General features: G+C 59.2%; 8 protein-coding genes and 1 CRISPR repeat array. Of the genes, 2 read left to right on the plus strand and 6 right to left on the minus strand.

Features of this window, described 5'->3' with window-relative positions; translation table 11 throughout:
* Positions 1–318: 318 nt before the first annotated feature.
* Positions 319–4698 carry an NACHT domain-containing protein gene (locus ACSSVY_RS09840; RefSeq protein WP_454269379.1) on the plus strand — a complete coding sequence of 1460 codons (4380 nt, stop codon included), beginning with the start codon at positions 319–321 and terminating at the stop codon, positions 4696–4698.
* A 662-nt stretch (positions 4699–5360) separates the two neighbouring features.
* On the opposite strand, the gene ACSSVY_RS09845 is transcribed toward ACSSVY_RS09840, so the two are convergent.
* Positions 5361–5936, minus strand: coding sequence for a hypothetical protein (locus tag ACSSVY_RS09845; RefSeq protein WP_454269380.1), 576 nt, complete (start codon positions 5934–5936; stop codon positions 5361–5363).
* A gap of 266 nt (positions 5937–6202) precedes the next feature.
* On the minus strand, positions 6203–6421 hold the full coding sequence (locus ACSSVY_RS09850; RefSeq protein ID WP_454269642.1) for a helix-turn-helix transcriptional regulator: 219 nt from the start codon (positions 6419–6421) through the stop codon (positions 6203–6205).
* Positions 6422–7903: 1482 nt separating this feature from the next.
* On the opposite strand from ACSSVY_RS09850, the gene ACSSVY_RS09855 reads away from it, so the two are divergent.
* A protein-coding gene (locus tag ACSSVY_RS09855; RefSeq protein ID WP_454269381.1) for an IS5 family transposase occupies positions 7904–8655 on the plus strand; the annotation gives its coding sequence in 2 pieces (ribosomal slippage) (positions 7904–8234 and positions 8234–8655; 753 coding nt in all).
* 604 nt (positions 8656–9259) lie between these two features.
* Positions 9260–13132: direct repeats of the CRISPR family, unit length 28 nt; unit sequence TCTCTCAGCCGCCTATCCGGCGGGGAGG.
* Between the two features lie 96 nt (positions 13133–13228).
* On the opposite strand, the gene ACSSVY_RS09860 is transcribed toward ACSSVY_RS09855, so the two are convergent.
* Genes ACSSVY_RS09860 through csy3 form a run of 4 tightly spaced genes read right to left on the minus strand, consistent with a single transcriptional unit; the run spans position 13229 to position 19238 of the window.
* Positions 13229–16576: a CRISPR-associated endonuclease Cas3'' gene (locus ACSSVY_RS09860; protein WP_454269382.1), complete on the minus strand. Its 3348-nt coding sequence runs from the start codon at positions 16574–16576 to the stop codon at positions 13229–13231.
* Entirely contained in the window at positions 16569–17555 is a 987-nt protein-coding gene (gene cas1f / locus ACSSVY_RS09865; protein WP_454269383.1) for a type I-F CRISPR-associated endonuclease Cas1f, read from the minus strand. The genes ACSSVY_RS09860 and cas1f overlap by 8 nt, the downstream gene beginning before the upstream one ends.
* Complete coding sequence (locus ACSSVY_RS09870; RefSeq protein WP_454269384.1) at positions 17542–18192, minus strand: hypothetical protein; 651 nt, start codon at positions 18190–18192, stop codon at positions 17542–17544. The genes cas1f and ACSSVY_RS09870 overlap by 14 nt, the downstream gene beginning before the upstream one ends.
* A complete protein-coding gene (gene csy3, locus ACSSVY_RS09875) occupies positions 18189–19238 on the minus strand; it encodes a type I-F CRISPR-associated protein Csy3 (RefSeq protein ID WP_454269385.1) in 1050 nt (349 codons plus the stop codon). The genes ACSSVY_RS09870 and csy3 overlap by 4 nt, the downstream gene beginning before the upstream one ends.
* Positions 19239–19250 lie beyond the last annotated feature (12 nt).

Below are 19250 nucleotides of genomic sequence, written 5' to 3' on the forward strand. Positions count from 1 at the left end.
GCCACGCGGTATGAGAAAACGTCACGCAACTTTCTGGCAATGATCAAACTGGCCTCAGTGCGCCTGTGGATCGAGTTTTATGAGTCGGCTGCCTAATGTCAGCGCAGCGGGCATGACCTCTTTGCCGTTTTCGGCGTTGCGGCTGATCCAGCGAGGACCGATGCAGTTCTTCCCGAGCTGAGCAGCGGCATGTGAAATCATATTGAGGCAACTTAGCATTCGTCTATTCTTCTAATGTAAGCCGAAATACGGGACACGTCCGTCGAGGGGCTAACTTTCAAAAACGTGTTCAAACGAACCAAACCGAGCAAGCCGTCGATGGCCAAGAGTAACAACAGAGACGACTTTTCTCAGGCGACCAAGAACCGCCTTGCGAAGCATGCCCGGTATAAATGCAGCAACCCCAGTTGCAGGAAGCTGACATCTGCGCCGACGAGCGACGACGCAAAGGAAGTGAACATTGGGGTCGCCGCACATATTTGCGCCGCGGCGCCAGGCGCTGGCGCGCGCCGATATCGCGCCGATATGACGTCCCAGCAGCGAAGTTCGGAAGCAAACGGAATTTGGCTTTGCCAAGATTGCGCGAAGGCAATCGATTCACCTGATCCTATTTTCACGGAGGCGTTCTTGCATGGCTGGAAAAAGAAGCATTCGGAGGACATGTGGCGTAGCGTCATAGAAAAAGTAGCCTTCGGCCCGACTATGCCGCCAACCGTTGCGGAAATGAGTGCTCGCCTGCAACGGGCTGCTGCTGATGACCTAGCCGTGTTCCGCCGCACACCCAAATGGCCAGGCACAAACGTGGCGCTCACGCTGAGGTTAAAGGTGAAGCACGTGGACGAAGCGCTGAGCACGCGCGCGCTTGCCAACGCCGTGACCAAGCTGGATGATCTCATCCTTGTCGCGGCACCCGGAATGGGAAAGACGACGACACTCTTTCAGGTCGCCGAAGGTTTGTCGGAGATCGGCAATGGCACGCCGTTTGTCGTGCCACTGGGAGATTGGGCCACCGAAGGCGACGGGTTGCTCGTGTCCATCCTGAAACGCCCCGCGTTCAATGGAATTACCGAGCAGGATTTCCGCGCTGTTGCGGCGAACCCCGGTGTCGTGCTGTTTCTTGACGGCTGGAACGAACTGGATGCCGCCGCACGCGAACGCGCGCGCGTGCAAATCACGGCCCTCAAGGCTGAATTGCCAGAGCTGGGTCTTGTCATTTCCACCCGCAGGCAGGCCCTCGACATTCCTTTCGGTGGGACGCGGGTCGATTTGCTGCCGCTTGACGATGAGCAGCAAATAGAGATTGCGCGCGGCATGCGCGGCGAAGCCGGCGCACAGCTCGTCGATCAGGCCTTGCGGACAGCGGGCGTCCGCGAACTCGTTACCATTCCTCTCTACCTCACGGCACTGTTGTCGCTGCCAGAGGGCGCGCCTTTCCCGACCACAAAGGAAGAAGTGCTAAGTTGCTTCGTTGCAGCGCACGAGCAGGAAGCTCGCCGTGCGGCGGCGCTTCATGCCGTGGCCCTCGGCTTTCAGCAGGACTATTTGGACAATCTCGCGGTGTTCGCCACGACAACGGCCAACACGGCGATCACGGACAGCAATGCCCGCAAATCGATTGCCGAGACCGCGAGGGTCCTGATGGCCGATGGGCAGATGATCATCACCACACAGCCCGACACGCTGCTCGACACACTTGTCAGCAATCATGTTCTGACGCGCTCCGGCGACACGCCGGGCTACTCGTTCCAGCACCAGCAATTACAGGAATGGTACGCCTCGCACTACGTCGAACGACTGATTCTACAGGCCGTCAGCGATCCGGCAGCACGCGAGAAACTGAAGGTCGACGTGCTCGATCAGCGCCCGTGGGAAGAAGCAGTTCTGTTCGCAGTCGAACGGAGCGCACGCGGAGACGCCATATATAAGACCGCATGCAGCGCCTCCATCCGCGCAGCTTTTGAAGTCGATCCTGTCCTCGCGGGCGAGATGATCTTCCGTGCCACCGACGAGGTATGGGCACCGATCGGCACCGAAATGCGGAGCCTCGCCGAGCAGTGGCACGCGCCAGGCAAGGTGGATCGCGCGGTGCGTTTCATGATCACGTCCGGCAGGCCGGAATTCGCCGATTTTCTTTGGCCGCTTATTTCGCACGCAAACACCCAAGTGCACCTGCCCGCCCTTCGGGCGGCGAAGCGATTTCGCTCATCCGTGCTTGGGAACGACGCGCCGGCGCGCATTGCAGCGCTGCCACCGGAAATCCGCAAGAACGTACTGCATGAAATCGCATCGCATGGCGGGATCGACGGCCTCGACCTTGCGACCGCAATCGCGAAAACTGACAGCGATCCGGACGTAAAGGCGACAGTGGTTGATGCGCTCTCATTTCGACGGGCGGATCGCCACGTCGCTAACTTGCTCGCTGACGCGGGCGACGCGACTTACGATATCCTCGCCGAAAAGGGTCACCTCGACGACATTGCAGTCGATGCCGTCCAGCAGGAACTCCGGCGAGCGCGCGAACGGCGCAAGGTTGCTGGAATTTCGCACTTTCAGCGCCTGCGCACGCTCGTTCACGCGCCGCTCGAAGATCACCACGATACCGAGATTACTGAGATTGTTGCCGAAATGGAGATCGACCGGAAACGCGATCGCGAAATGCACTTGTTGTATGAAGCGCGAAAGCGATATCCGGAGGCTATCGCTGAGGGGCTACTGCGCCGCGTGCGCGAGCACCGCGAACTCTTCTACGGCTCGGACGAAATTCTTGCGGCCGCCGGGTTTGTCCATGAGGACGACGCACTGCTCGGGATCGCCCTCGAAGAAACAAGCCGGCACGACGACCGCGCCGGGGCCGCCGCTTCAGTACTGGGACCAAACGCCGCTGGCCGGCTGATCGACGCGTATCTTGCAGCTGGGAAAGTCCTGCGCGACGCCAGCGGGAAGTACAACCAGGCGGCAGGTGATCGCTATCACGATCTGCGCGCCCGTATCGGCCACACGCCGGGCGCAAGTTTGGTGGCCGCCGTTCAGGCGCGGGCGGTAAGCGCTGACAATGAGGAAATCGTCCAACTGGCCGAGCTGTTTTCCCGTGAGACCTACGGCGACGAAGAGCGGGCGCGACCCTTCAATGTGGAAGGCTTGGCCGCAATCGGAGTGCTGGCGCGCGAATGGGCAGAGCGCATGCTCGCCGCTGGGGATGAGAAGCGTTGGCGAGTGGCTACCATTGCAACGATGATGAGCCACGCACCGTCCGTCGCGCATCTTCCACTCTTGAAGAGAATGCTTGACGACAATTTACGTCGCTATCGGGCTTTCCGCGAGAAAGCTACCGCGAGCGGCTGGAAGGATCGCGACGCTGTGCACGAAGCGCAGCATCCACACATGCATGAGTACCAACGTGCGTTCTTGGCGATCAATGCGCCGGAGACCGCTACGCTGATGCGTGAATACCTGACGGATAAGCATTTTGGCGAGTTGGCTGCGCGTGTGCTGGCCTTCCAGTGGTTCGAGGCCAACGAACCCAAGGACGACAAGAAATTCCGGAGCGGCGAGGATTTCTCGCGCGTGGAAGAGCGCCGCGAAGCCCGCGCCGTCGATCCCGCCGCAACATCAACCGAGGCGGAGGCGATCTTCGACGCAATCGACACGTTGATTGTCGATGGTTCGACGGATGCGCAGATGAAGCTGGGGGTTGCGCTCGGCGTTGTCGGATCGCGGCTCCCCCACGGCCAGCGTGACGTGACGATCCAGAAGCTCATTTCTCTCGCGCCGAGGCAGGCGCGCGCCGCCTTGCTGTTGTCGCTGATCCTCTCTGGCGAGGACATCGACATCAAGCTCGTGGCCGACGGCATAGCTGAGACCTTTGAGGCGGCCAAGAAGGATACCTGGATTCTGACTCAGAGCGACGCGTATCAGCTGCGTGCTTGGTTGCGCCTTTTGCCGTTCGCCACGCCTGTCACCGATCTGCCCGCCATCGTGCGCGGCATGCCGGACGCGCAGCGCGACCCACGAATGCTCGAAGAGATGGTCGGCGGACTCAACAGTTCGTGTTCGGACGACGCAGAAGGCGTGACTTTCACGCTCGCAGAAGAAGACCCGCGTCTCTACCAGAACCATCAGTGGCGCGCTACCGCGTTGAGGTTCCGCACCGTATCCGCCGCGCGCCGCCTTGTTGACTTGACCGTCAGCGGCGCGCTCAACGGAAAGTCATACGACGGGTGGCGTTGGGAACGCGAATTGGGGGGCTTGATTTCGGAGTTCTCCGAAGTCCGAACCTATGTCTACGACCTCTTGAAGGATGGACCGACACCGAAGCAGCTTGACTTGCTAGCTAGCGCAGTCGCTGAAGCCCCTGACACAGACGGGGTATTGATGCTGATCGATTTTGAGATGAGAACCGGACGTTCATTCATGACGTGGCAGTCTATCCAAAGCGCAGTCACGGAGGACGTCCCGGCAGAGGGCTGGGAAGTTGCTTACAATGTCGTGCCCGTTCCGGCAATCGATCTACGCCGGAAGCTGCTGGCGATGACGGGCAGCGGCGGTAAGGATAACCCCGCCGTGCGCTGTCTCAAAGTCATAGACGAGCTCCGGGACGACTACGGTGCGCCAGAAACGGAACCACGTCATCCCTATCTTGCGTCGGGGCGCCCTTGGCCAATCTTGACTCCTGATCCCGACGCAGTGGAAAGGAAATGATCGGCAGGCGAACGATTCTGGCGAAATCTCGGCGAGGACGCCCTTCGCGTCAGGTGTAGCCGATGACCGGAGCCAGCCCATTGACGCGCTTCGTTTCCGTTTGGGCACCGCAGAGCGACTTCTGCAAAGCTGACCTTGATGCGAAGCGCAGTGGCAACATCTGCCTCTGCGGCGCGTCTCCAGGTATCCGCGGGGCTGCGATAGGCCGAGCGCACGATCAACGGCTTGCCGAGACGGTTGCGCAGCGATTGTCCATGGCTTGCGCATTGATCCTGATTGCGTCCTCTCCGCGTGACGCGATCTCTGCGGGCGAGAAGCTGGGCCAGCGTCAAGTGCTTTCAGGTACGTCGCGGAAAGGGCATAGGTGGTGGTCGGCATAATGGTCTCCAGAGATGCAAAACCTGACTGCAGAGGGTGGGTCGGGTGGGATCGCTTGTGGCCGCGAAAAAGCCATCATGCGTGAAAGGGAGAGGATCAAGTAGCAGACAATCCGCCAACGCCGCTTGCAACATCAGAAACAAGCTGCACAATCAATCACACAAGCGAACCTCAGTCTCCAATGCTCAAACCACTCTGATGTGCCATTTTTTATGACGACGGACTCGGTCTCAGTTTTACAGCTGCTGACCCCAATGTCATCAACGGTTAAGAGAAGTGGAAGATCAGAAATTTAATAGCATGTGCTCCTTGTTCATATCGGAGATGGCCTCTTTCAGAAGAGGCAGGGGGATATCGATCAGGAGCGAATGCTCCGGATCAATTTTGGAAAAGCCGTGGTCGAGATATTGCTCAACCATGAAGACGACGTCCTCGAGCGGCCATTCGTTCATGACTTCCGGACAGGGGGGGATCTCGGCCTCAGTGGATGGGGGGGCTCTATGTGGAACGTAACAGGACCAGTGGCGGGGATTTACGCAGAGAGTTTCCCCACACCTGTTCGAGAGGCGCCCATTCTCAGGGAGGCCAATGGTTTTCTCGAAGACCAGTCGGTGGACATAGACCTCTTTTTTATTGACCCTGATCTTAGGAAACGAGAACTGAAAATTGATCGTGTAGTAGGGTCTCATTTCAGCGTCTCGTCTGAGCTTTTTGGAGAGGCCCTCAGTGGTTTTTGTTCCCGTCCAGACCATGCACTGATCCGTGGGAAGGGTGTGAGCCTCCCCACGGATCAGAGCTTGTTCCAGCCCGGGGAACCCGGACTTTTCGGCAATCCTTCGGGCTAGAATTTCAAATTTCATCTAAGGAGATCTTCCAGTTGTATGTCGATTACCGCGTCAGGATAGCGGAGCTCGAGCTTGTCAATTTCGTCGAGGGCCTGCTCATAGGTGAGGTCCTCGGCTTCATAGACAGGCTCGGTGATGGCAATGGGTTTCGGCTGCTGGACATGCAAGGGACAACAATCTCGGGAGTAGTGTAATTGCGACATTGACAATACGGCTTACCACTCGATGCTGAAGTAAAATTGCAAGTAGTCCGATCTTTGATCAAAGCATCCACGCCAGACTTATCTCATCCTGTCGTTGTATGACGACCGCACGGGCATCTGTTCATTTGCTATCAGCCACTCCAGAACGCACTCACGGCGATATAGGACACGACGGCCAACCTTGATCCTCGGCGGACCAAGTCGTTGCTGATGCCACCTCGCAAGTGTGCGAGGCGCGATGCCAATAAAATTAGCCGCGTCTGCTGGCGTCATAATGAAATCTTGACTCGGTTGCATGATCACAGGCGTTCCTCCTAAGGTGTTTCCTTGTAAGGTATATGAGGCACCAACTTGGGTTTTGCCACCTGGGGTTGCAGTGCAATCAGCGCAATAAAGCGCTGGACATTTGTTAGTCGCAAATTTGGGACTTCCTTCTCCCGGTGGCCCCGGGTGTGCTGCCTGCTATCTCAAGCAGGGTTCGGATTTTGCGCAGGAAGATATCTCCTTTGAACCACGCCGCAAAGGTGTGACGCTCTCGCTGCTGTGGCAGGAATGAAGGCGTCACTTTGCTCGTGACTACAGGCAAAGCAATTGGAGTTGCTGAGATATACGTTCGGTGGGCCCTGAGAGAGCCGAGGAGGCCACCTGGAGAGCCAGCAGTGAGGATTTGCAGATTTGCACCGGAGGGGCTGGTGTGGCTTAGCCACGGCCTTACAGGGTGATCGGCGCGTCGGGGTGCTCACCTCTAGCCTCAAAATAGATGTAAATGGCCAGACAGAGTAGTGTTACCATGAGCATCCTCTTTCGGATGCTGGTCGATGATTCAAAATTACAAAGGTTCGCGGTCTTGGGGAGTCTGGTTGCAGTGTAAGTCCTAGCTGAACGCGATGTGCTTGACGTTCTGCTGGACTACGTCCGAGGGCCTGGCGGTAGGGGTGATTGCAGTGCAACGATCAAGTAGAGGGAAAGACTGGATTTAGAAAAGAGGCATAGGCATACTTCTAAATTCATTTCTCTAAATAAAAATAATTACAGTGAAACTAAATCTCGTAGTAAAACTAATAGTTCTCTTTAGTCTATTCTTCTTTTCTTTAGAAAGAGAGTTCAAAAAAGAAAAAATATACTATTACTACAGTGAAGGACCCTCTTTTCGTGTTTAAGATCAAAGGGTTACGAATCGCGCCCGCGCCCCCTGAAGCCCTACTGGCCCAAACGCCCGCTCCGAGGTCAGAAAAGGCTTGACACCCTCCACGAAAGGAAGTGTCCCGGGAGCGGGCGTTTGAGCAAGATTATAACTACCGTATAAAGATAGTGCTACTCAACCATAAGTTCTCGAATTTCCCTATCGCAGGGAAAAGGGCGAATATCGCTTGTTTCGCTCCAGATAGGGGCGCTCGGTCACATGCTTTGGCGCACGATCCTCCTTTGGTGAACGGTGCGTTGGCTTCACAAGAATGAGCCTCCGGACGACCTCCGGTTCCGGTTCCGGGGCCGGGAGCTGGGCGATGTAACGACGGGCCTCGGCAAGGTCCAGGCGCGGGCGCGGGGCCCCCTTAGGGCACTCCTGGGCCTGAACCTCGGCCATCCGCTTGGTCACATAGGCAATCCAATTCAAATTACCTGAGGCCACGGCCCTATCGAGTTGAACGTCTAGGGACATAGGGGATCTCCCAAAAAAGATTTCAAAATTTCAGCTTCACGGATCTAGGGGTTGTTGACGTTCCGGGTTCCTATTTGTTGTGAGTTCTGATTCAAGGTTGCAAACAGAGGAGAGCAGCCTTGACCCGTCATGTCTTGACCGACGCCCAATGGGCGGTCATCGAACCTTTCTGCCTTGGCAAGACCACAGATCCCGGCCAAACCGGACGCGATCCACGTCTGTTCATGGAGGCTGTGTTGTGGATTGTGCGAACCGGTGCGCAATGGCGGGAACTGCCCGTCGAATTCGGGAAGTGGAATTCTGTCTTCAAGCGGTTCCGGCGGTGGGTGAAAGCTGATGCTTTCTACAACATGTTCAGAACCTTGGCTGCGGACGCCGACTTCGAATACGCGATGATCGACGGCTCCATCGTCAAGGTCCACCGCTCCGGCCAGGGCGCAAAAGGGGGACTCAGAGCCAGGCCATAGGGGCCTCGCGCGGCGGCATGACGACTAAGATCGTTGCCCTGACCGACGCGCTTGGCAACCTTGTCGACTTCCGCCTGTTGCCGGGGCAAGCGCATGACCTGCGCGGCGTGCCGGAGCTGATCGACACGCTCGCCGCAGATCACCTGCTAGCGGATCGCGCCTTCGATGCCGATTGGCTCCGAACCGCGCTGTCCGAACGGAGCATTACACCAGTCATCCCGCCGAAATCCAACCGCCGCTTTCCTGCCGAGTTCGACAAGGAAACCTACAAATGGCGGCATCTGATCGAAAACCATTTCGGAAAGCTCAAGGAAAACAGAGGCATCGCCATGCGCTCGTGCAAGACCGACCAGAGCTTCAAGGCCTTCATTTCACTGGCCGCATCAATCATTCAACTCAGATGAACGTCAACAGCCCCTAGTATTTTGTCAAACATTGTGTATTCTCGCTGCATTCTTAGCATGGGCAGCTATCGCGTGTTCCACTATCTCGGCAATCAAAGCTAAACCGGCGGCCCTGAGCGTCTCTGTAAGCCATGACGGCGCGGCGGGTGGGGTGTCGATCGCGACGAGATCGAATTGCCACTGAGCGGAGGCTGGCGTGTCTTGGAGCGCATGCGGCGTGGGATCATCGGAGTATCACTTTCGCGGCCCTCCCACCAAACACGAAGGCTCTGTTGCGGGTCTAGATCGAAGACGAGCCCCCTTCATCCAGGCTGCACCGATCAGGCGCGTGCCGTTCGGCAGCGCGTTCGACGCGTTACCCAAAACCGGGAACACTGAAAACATTTTAAAATTTGCGCGTTTCGCGGATATCAGGATGACCCTACCCCCAATTTTCAACCGTATCTTAGTCGTTTCAACTTGGTAACTTGGCGGATGCACGCTTGCTAATTTTTAGATTACAAGAGAACCAAAATGCACCGAACACGTTCGGCTTTACCTCTTTTCTCACAGTCCCCTATCCGGCGGTTAGAAGTGGTTTTCCGCCCGAAGAATCACCTACATATCTCTCAGCCGCCTATCCGGCGGGGAGGCCCTGATATGATCTTGGGGTTGATGGTCAAATTCTCTCAGCCGCCTATCCGGCGGGGAGGCTCGATTGCATCGCCCGCCGCGTGCATGCCGGTCTCTCAGCCGCCTATCCGGCGGGGAGGTGGCGCAGGCGTCCAATGGCTTGGCCCTCACATCTCTCAGCCGCCTATCCGGCGGGGAGGTCAATCAATCTAGCGACGCGAGCACTCAATGTTCTCTCAGCCGCCTATCCGGCGGGGAGGTCGTAATCCCGGTGCAAGTGCCATGTGCGATATCTCTCAGCCGCCTATCCGGCGGGGAGGCACAGGCGGCAAGGGTGTGTCTTGATGCTCTTTCTCTCAGCCGCCTATCCGGCGGGGAGGTCGCCAGCGCTTTGTTTGACACCGAAGAAAAATCTCTCAGCCGCCTATCCGGCGGGGAGGAGACGACGCTTGGGCGTCCAGCAACCTATCGATCTCTCAGCCGCCTATCCGGCGGGGAGGTTCGCAGGCGTCCGCGACGATGCACGGTTCTGGTCTCTCAGCCGCCTATCCGGCGGGGAGGTTTTTGTTCGAAGCACTACGCTCGGGTAAAAATCTCTCAGCCGCCTATCCGGCGGGGAGGGAGTGCATTCTAATCCTTGCAGACGACGCTTGTCTCTCAGCCGCCTATCCGGCGGGGAGGGGTCGGCAAGCTGTGCCACCAGATCGGCGCGGTCTCTCAGCCGCCTATCCGGCGGGGAGGACCCCATAACACGGATTGAGGGATTCGACAGTTCTCTCAGCCGCCTATCCGGCGGGGAGGATGATGTGCAAGCCTACATCTGTTCTGCGTCTTCTCTCAGCCGCCTATCCGGCGGGGAGGACAAGAAAATCCGCCGATTGTTGAAGGCTATGGTCTCTCAGCCGCCTATCCGGCGGGGAGGCCCAATTTTCAAAAGGGTTGCCGTCACAGTCATCTCTCAGCCGCCTATCCGGCGGGGAGGAGGATCAGGTTATCCAGCGATGTCGCCTTGTTTCTCTCAGCCGCCTATCCGGCGGGGAGGGCAAACAGGACTCTGTCCCATGCGCCTATCAATCTCTCAGCCGCCTATCCGGCGGGGAGGGCAGCCGTCAAGGCAATGCCGCTGATGACCTTTCTCTCAGCCGCCTATCCGGCGGGGAGGTCGCGGTTCTCGCCTGACGCCAAGGCGGAATGTCTCTCAGCCGCCTATCCGGCGGGGAGGCCCGTTGTCGAAGCCGAAGCACAAGAGCTACATCTCTCAGCCGCCTATCCGGCGGGGAGGCGATCCGTGAAGCTGATACATGAGCCGCTCGCTCTCTCAGCCGCCTATCCGGCGGGGAGGTGGTCGATGCCCCAGCGACGATCCATGTCAGTTCTCTCAGCCGCCTATCCGGCGGGGAGGGACCTCAACCTGCCGATACAGTTCCGCGTTTTTCTCTCAGCCGCCTATCCGGCGGGGAGGGGCAGCGTGATCATCGCGGCGGACAGGATCAATCTCTCAGCCGCCTATCCGGCGGGGAGGTCTGAGCCGCTGCGGTTTCGCGCGGATCGGGATCTCTCAGCCGCCTATCCGGCGGGGAGGATCAAACTCTCGTCCTCTTCACGTTCGTCTCATCTCTCAGCCGCCTATCCGGCGGGGAGGGCATGGCAATTGAAGGCATCCCATACCATAAATCTCTCAGCCGCCTATCCGGCGGGGAGGTGATTGCGCTGCTTGGCTTCTGCCCCGGTGGGTCTCTCAGCCGCCTATCCGGCGGGGAGGTTCCACCGGCCCCGGATTCCGCAGTGGACACATCTCTCAGCCGCCTATCCGGCGGGGAGGGGCAATATGGGCTGGTCCTCCGTTACGCATGGTCTCTCAGCCGCCTATCCGGCGGGGAGGCGCGCGCGAATGCGGCCCGTAGCGCCAGTTGTTCTCTCAGCCGCCTATCCGGCGGGGAGGTTTGACGCCAGCTATATCAGTCAGGGCATGAATCTCTCAGCCGCCTATCCGGCGGGGAGGCGCGTGGCTGCTCCGGTCGCGGGGGGGGATGAGTCTCTCAGCCGCCTATCCGGCGGGGAGGATCAAGCCATCCGTTCCGACCAGCCCATCGGGTCTCTCAGCCGCCTATCCGGCGGGGAGGGGCTTGGTCACGATTGGCTGCGCCCGTTCAAATCTCTCAGCCGCCTATCCGGCGGGGAGGATTGGCGCGGCGCAAAACGGCACTACGGTTATTCTCTCAGCCGCCTATCCGGCGGGGAGGCTTGGTGCGTCGTCTGCTCTTGCTCGCCATGTTCTCTCAGCCGCCTATCCGGCGGGGAGGATGGCCTGATCGGCGGCGCGGCGCTCTATGCATCTCTCAGCCGCCTATCCGGCGGGGAGGATCACGGGCGGCGCGGTCCAGCCAATTGATCATCTCTCAGCCGCCTATCCGGCGGGGAGGTGCGCCCTTGCTGTAGGTCTTGCTCGCCATGTTCTCTCAGCCGCCTATCCGGCGGGGAGGACCAAACCGCCCTGACCATAACCAGACCGTTATCTCTCAGCCGCCTATCCGGCGGGGAGGTCGTAGGGGACAGCACCGCGACGAATAGCTTTTCTCTCAGCCGCCTATCCGGCGGGGAGGGATTGCGGACATGCGCGCCGGTCTTTGTCATGTCTCTCAGCCGCCTATCCGGCGGGGAGGACATGAATTGCTCATCAGCATTGTATTCAGATTCTCTCAGCCGCCTATCCGGCGGGGAGGTAATCCGGCGGCAAGAACCGCTCGTTTTCGTATCTCTCAGCCGCCTATCCGGCGGGGAGGGGTTTCGCGGATTGCTCTCCCCCATATGTCGATCTCTCAGCCGCCTATCCGGCGGGGAGGTGTCCATCCTCGCCCGCATCCGCGCCCATGGTTCTCTCAGCCGCCTATCCGGCGGGGAGGTGCGTGATCTTGACCCGATCACCACGCTTGTATCTCTCAGCCGCCTATCCGGCGGGGAGGAACACGTTCGAGGCGGGCCGCTTGGACCTTGCGTCTCTCAGCCGCCTATCCGGCGGGGAGGATGCAGATCAAGAGGCGGTTCGCGCGGTTTTGTCTCTCAGCCGCCTATCCGGCGGGGAGGGTCATAGGCACGTCGCGCGCGGTCCCGTTCTTTCTCTCAGCCGCCTATCCGGCGGGGAGGGAAAAAGGCGCTCTGTTGATGGCCGCGCATGATCTCTCAGCCGCCTATCCGGCGGGGAGGGAACGGACCTGACGCCTTGTCCCGATACTGATTCTCTCAGCCGCCTATCCGGCGGGGAGGGATCTGGGCGACGTTTGAACCGCCGCAATCTTTCTCTCAGCCGCCTATCCGGCGGGGAGGGAAACGTGCTGCGCAGCTTTCGCAAGGCCAAGTCTCTCAGCCGCCTATCCGGCGGGGAGGTTATGGGGACAACGGCGGGCCGGTGTTGGAAGTCTCTCAGCCGCCTATCCGGCGGGGAGGGGCGTCAATGCAGAGCGCGACCGGCGTGTGCTTCTCTCAGCCGCCTATCCGGCGGGGAGGATATTCTACGGGAACTATCTCGGTCGGGAATGTCTCTCAGCCGCCTATCCGGCGGGGAGGCCAGCGTCACCGGGCGGCTGGATAGCGTCGAGTCTCTCAGCCGCCTATCCGGCGGGGAGGTTCGGTCTGTCGCGCCGCCTGACCGATGCCGGTCTCTCAGCCGCCTATCCGGCGGGGAGGATATCCGCCTTTGCTTCGGCGGTGATGGCTTGTCTCTCAGCCGCCTATCCGGCGGGGAGGGTCAGCGTGGCAGGTGGCACGGGCGGCCCCGTGTCTCTCAGCCGCCTATCCGGCGGGGAGGCTGTTCTACTGGCTGGCACTTATGGGCTTCTTTCTCTCAGCCGCCTATCCGGCGGGGAGGCCTCACTTTTCCGATGAAAGAAAAGTGTTATCAACGCCTTGGGCGTCAATTCTCAAATTAACCATCTTTTCAAAGAGCGTGCCCAAGCTATTGTATCTACTTGGACTTTCCGAAGGCCTCAAAGAGATCCTCAGGTTTTCCGCGGGTGAACCCCGTAAACTCAGTATAGGTCATCTCTTTTTCTGGGTCATCCCCGTAGGTCGGGACGCTGACCCGGAGAAGTTCAGATATGTCCGCGCTCGTCATTTCCGAAACTCCACCCGAAAGCTCGAACCAGCCTCGGGCTGTCATATCCTCGAACAGGCAATTAACCTCATATGGATCGTCGGTGTGAAGCCGAACCGCCTCACGGAGCTTGCTTTGCCAGGTCCCGGGAGCGAGATCGAGGTGCCAGACCGCATTCTCAGGACGCTCCCCGATCCGACAAAACAAAATCTCACGTTTCTCTGAGCGGCGAAATTTCCGGGTCCGAGTCATCGTCAGGTTCCAGCGGGCGTTCTGATGTAGGATATACCGGCCTAAAGGATCCCGCTCATTGGTCGAGAGCATCTGCTTTCGCACATGCGCCTCTGCATCCCGTAGAGGGAACGGGGTGTCCTTCGACAGGAGTGGCGCAGCGGAGATCACCCGGAAATCCGCCTCACCCGCTAGGTCGACGAAATGGCGGCCTTCATATTTTAGAAGGTGTTCGACCTTCGCCACTTTAGTTTCATCAGCGAGTTTGGTTTCCACCCCAGGCATGGCGAGCTTGCCGCCCTCCATGGCGATTGGACTGCGTCCCAAGATCAGGACATTCGGGTGGTCTCCGCTCGCCGGACGGTGGCGCCGTACACGCCCGGCGGACTGGATGATCGAGCGGGTCGAGATTGGATCGAGGAGCGCCCAATCGAAATCCACGTCATTCCCGGTCTCGATGACAGGGGTGGTGACGACGACGATCTCGATCTCGTGAGTGCCGATCTCGCGGGCTTTCTCAAACACCCCTTCGTCCTGGCACAGCGCACGCACCCCTGCCTCTGGGTTGGTCCCCTTGCGGGTCAGGGCGCGTTTCAGGCGGGTTTCGATATAGCCGCGATGAAGACGGGGCAACTGCGAATGTAGGCAGACCAGAACCCGAAGCCGCCCCTCGATATTCCCGGAGCGCATTTTGACCGCCAGGGCCGCAGTATGGGCAATCCTAGTCATGCGAACCAGCCCGACCGAGACCCGGAACTCTTCGATTTCGACTGCGTTGAGATCGTGAAGCCGTGAGCAGCCCTGATCGATCTGGTCAACCAGCTCCGCCCAGCCATCACAGGCTTGGAGGACCTCACCGCGGCGCAGGATTGGTGCCGTGCCAATCCCTGCGAGAATCGAAGACCGACATTGATCGAGAAGGGAGGATAGGCTCTCATTTTTCAGATTGGTGAAAACGGCATCAGGAGCATTACCGCAAAGAAGCAGGTTCACATGGGCTGAGGTTCCGCTGGCCTTTGCATGATCCGCCCAGCCCCGGCTATAGGCCAGATGCAACGCCTCAGCGATATCTGGGGTCAGGGTGGCGGACATGATGATGACCCGCCGGCCTGCGGCACCGGCTTGGAAGATCAGTCGGCCAATGGCGGCCAAATCCTCCCCGTTATACTGGTCGATCTCGTCGAGGATCAGGTCCGAGGTCATCAACCGCAGGGACTGTAGCAGGAAGCGGGAATTGACCGGCGCGGCAACACCCATCAAGTGATCAATCGTGCCCACCATGATCGGGGCCTGAAGGAGGCGGCGACCGGCCCCGGAGTGTTTTCCGGCCTTCTCAAGGACCTGGTCGAGAAAGGCCGGTAGCCCGCGGTCCGTGTCAAGGGATAAACCCTGAAGCCAGCGCTCCTCCCGTTCGTCACCCTCAACAGGCACACGCCCCTCCGGGTCTTCGACCCGAAGCCATTCCGGTAGGCTGACAAGACTCTCCGAGCCTTCGCTTGATTCTGTTGGCGCTTCCTCGTCGTTCGGATCGCGGAAGTCCAGGGGAGGATCCCCCACAAGAACCGAGATGTCCCCGGACGCAAAACCCAGATCCTCCACATACTCCTTTGCAGATTGGGTCGCGAGGACCCGCAGACCGAGCCCGAGGCTCATCCGCACATATCGACGTTCAGGGATACTGTCCCCCATCGCTGCACCGGCCAGGATGGTCGGCGCCCCACGGGTCTTGCCCGTCCCGGTCCCGGCCATGATCGCGGCGAAAAACCCCCCTTCGCGTGTCTCGCACATGGCACGCGCGGCCCTTGCGGCGTGCCCCTGCCAAGAGAAACGAAGCGTAGGGGAAGGTTCCGGAAAGGCGATATCTGTCGGGAGGGCGGGTTCATCCAGCGCTGGATAACGGTCTCGAAGAGCATGGTTCATCTCATGAGCAAAGCGAGAATACCGGTAGACCCGTTTGACATGCCGCGACAGGCTATCGCCCGGAACAAACAAGTTCTTACCTTTCACGGTTGTCGTGTTCGCAAGATGATCTGGTGTTGTTTCGTTTGGAGCCTTTTTGGCAGACCCCAGATGATCGGCAAACATGAGCGAAGCACGTAACGCGATGTCGCCGCTGACAGGGACCACATCGGATTTCAGGTGTCCGGCTTCGGTGCGCAGTGCCTCAAGCCACCACCCCTCGTGCCAAAAGGGCATTCCTGGAGCGATGGCCAGATCAGTGTCGCGGTTCAGAGGACTTTTACCGCGCACATGGCGTGCACCGAGAAGAGTTAGGTGATCGGCCTCTCCTTCGGGCAGACGGTGATGGGTCAGGATCAGCATCCCGATGAGATGGAACAAACTCCCTTCCTTCTGGATGAACCTGAATTGTAAAGGATATTCCGGTTTCATGTGAATACGCTTGAGAAACGACCGGACCTTCCGACAGGACTCGTCGATCCCGTCAGATGTAAGGTCTCCCAATGCGCCGGCTAGGTCGCCGTCTTTGGTGTCCCCGAAGAGGTCATCCCAGACCGCTGCGGAAAGGAGTTCATGGCGGACGGCATCCGCCTCCGGTTTTCCGCCATTTATGGCGCGGCGCAACTTGGCCTGAAACAGGTTCGTGGCCTTTCCGAGATCATGAAAGAGCGCAGCGATGCTGACCACAGCGGCACCGGAGCGCGCCGCATCCTGCAAGGCGGCACCTCGCCGAAAATCCGATGGATGTGAGGAGATCGGCACCACACCCTCCTGTGAGAACGCGTGCCGCGAACCGATCCTGATGATCGGCTTGCGGCTCTCCGAACTGCTGCGGATCTCATGCAGAACGACCGCAGTGTTCCGCGTCGCGCGTTTGCGCAGCTCCCTTGCGACCCGGTCCAGACAGGCATTGGTCGCCTTGCCACGCCAGGTCCGGTCACCGATTCGCCAGAAGTAGCGATCTAGAACCTTGGCAACCCGATCGCGTGATTGATTTTCAGAGCGGCATACCGCGATGATCTCACGCATTAGGCGCACTCTTCTGCGGGGATGCGGCGGCAATCATCCTCTCCACGGTCCCGATCGCCTCCTTGAGGATTTCCCGATCATCAAAGGCGTTGATCAGCCGCGCCCGGAAAGTCCTTTCGGCCTCCTTTGCGTCCTTTTCCTTCGTTAAGGAAAAGGCAATTGGCAAGACTATGGCATCCTTGAAGCTGTCGGCAAGGTCGAAAACCAGCCCCCCTGCACGGGTTTTTCCATGCAAAACAGACATATGGGGGGGTATCCCCAGCGCCCAAAGTGCGGCTCCGGCCATGCCGTAGCAAAGATAATTCCCGTGATCTATCAGACGATTTACCAGCCGGACTGGGTCGGCTTCGCCGCGCGTCACCTCACCTGCCCCTGCCTCACGTCGGAAAGAATTACCCTTGGAAAGACCGGACATTACGGAGAATTCTGCATAACAGGCCTTGGAGAAGTTCCCCTCAAACCCGAGAAGTTGGGTAATGTCCCCGCAGGCATCAAGGCTGGCGTCAAAGCGGGCGCAGGTCTTATTCAGTGCGCTGGATTCACGCACCCGAAGCCATTTTTGTACCCCGATTCCTCCAATCCGACGCATGCGCGCGGTCCGGTCCCGCATCACTGCCTTTGCGGCAAGCAGGGATTTTGAGGCATCAAGATAAATCGGAAGCATCTCTCTGAAATGACGTGTTGAACTGTAGGTGGTCAAACTGCCCATGTGCAGCGGGGTTCCCCCGGTCCCGGTCACCGCCAGATGAACACCCTCCTCACCCAGAAGCCGCATCGCATCTTGGGAAATCGATGTGCCCTGGCCGATAAATAGAACCGCAAGGTTCACATGGGGGATGTTGTATTCCCGACGGTGCTCGTCATCCGTGATATGGTAGACGACCCGGTCACCCTCAACATGGATGCGAGCGCGCTCGAGATAAAGCGCGCCCTCCCGATCCGTCACAAGGAGGCGAGGCCCGCCTTTATGCTGCATCATCCGCCTCGCGGGCTGATTCCGGAAACACCGGCAGGATCGCGGGTGCCAAGGCGCCGGAGAGACCATAGGTGGACACCATCAGGGGTGCAGCCGTAAACTCACCCACCACCTCACGGACATGAAGGACAGTATTCCCGTGGTTTACGACCAGAGCTTTGCGGTCATGCCCTCGCATTTTGACCGGATTCCCGAGGGGTTTGTCGCGCCGTGCCGCACGGGCCTGGCTACGCCGGATCCAGCCCGGGGTGTGCTTCTCGCAGACCCTGTCCCGGATATAGGCCGCACCAACCATTCCCGGATCCGTGAAGACCTCGCCGATCTCCGCCTCCTCGATCATGCCGCGACGTTTGAGGGTAATGACCCCATTCATCCACAAGAACGCATTCAGGGAAGTCTCAGAACCGATCAGTTCCAGATCATTGCCCGGAAGCATGGTCTCCCTGCCCATTTTCATGGTCGGGAAGGCGATAGCGATAAAATCCTCCACTGAGCCGTGGCGGTTGGTGTGATGGACCGTGCGTAGTGCGGCGGTCAATACATCCCCGGCCGCGCCCAGTTCGATCACCGCCCGAACCGGGCGGATCAAAAGGCGGGCGGTGCCCAGACACCGCCCCTGTCCCGCGTTCAAACCGCTCATCCGTTGGCCTCCGCTTTTTTACCACTGGCCCCGAAAACCCCACCACGGATCAGGTTGGCCATGACGAAATGAGCATCCCCGGAGATTTCCTCGGGGCTGTTAGCGGCCTCGATCCCGGTAATGAGGGTCTCCGCTTTCGCGCGAAGGTCATAGAAACTGCGCTTCGATTTCGGGTCACGCAACACGGCACTTGTCTCCTGAACGCCGCCATAGGGATTGACCGAAATCGGGGCCTCATGTTCCTCGCTACCATGCCAGATATCGATATGGCGAAGCGCGGCACCGATCTTCTGGGAGTGCATCGAGGCCTGCATCAGCTCACGTCCCCCGTGGAAGGCCGGGAGCTTCGCGAACACCCGGCTCAGCTGTTTGTCCGCCTTCTCCTCACGAACATATTCCTGCGAAGGGAAGACCTCCTGTCCGGGCTCCATGGCCGCGTTCCACTCGACCTTCACAACGAAGGCCTCTTGGTCCTCGTTCGACAGGCCGTGCGCGACCCCATCGATCAACTCGTCAATTTCCTCTTGGTCACCTTCGACCATGGCCGCGACCAGATCATCACGGGTGGCGGGGGTGTCCAACTTCAGAAGGAAGGGATTGAAAACCAAGACCGTGCCGTCACCGGTTTCGACCCGGACCGCCATCGCATCCGACTGGAACCGGTTGCGCCAGGCAAATCGGGCATTTGCGATGTTCCAGATGTAGAGCAGTGCGAGGGTCCGGAACCCTCCGGCAGTGCGATACGCGGTCGCCAGACGCTCATAGGCCGCACCGACATCCGTGTTGTTGCAGGCATATGGCCGCAGTGAAAAAGGCATGAAGCGGATCGAGAAAGACAGACGGACCCCGTCATGACCCTGCGGGACGACTGCGTATTCCACGGATTGCGGGTTACTCAGGCCGGGGTTCTTCGCTTTGTCCTCGGAGGACTGACCGCGAACCCCTTTTTCAAGGATCTCGACAGGGGTCAGAACCCCAGGCTTGCCTCCGGAGGTGGCAAAGAACAGCCCCTCTGTGATCTGGACGGAACGAGCGAAGGCGAGCATGCCCGTTTCGAG

The sequence above is a fragment of the Roseovarius sp. MBR-51 genome (assembly GCF_053628575.1).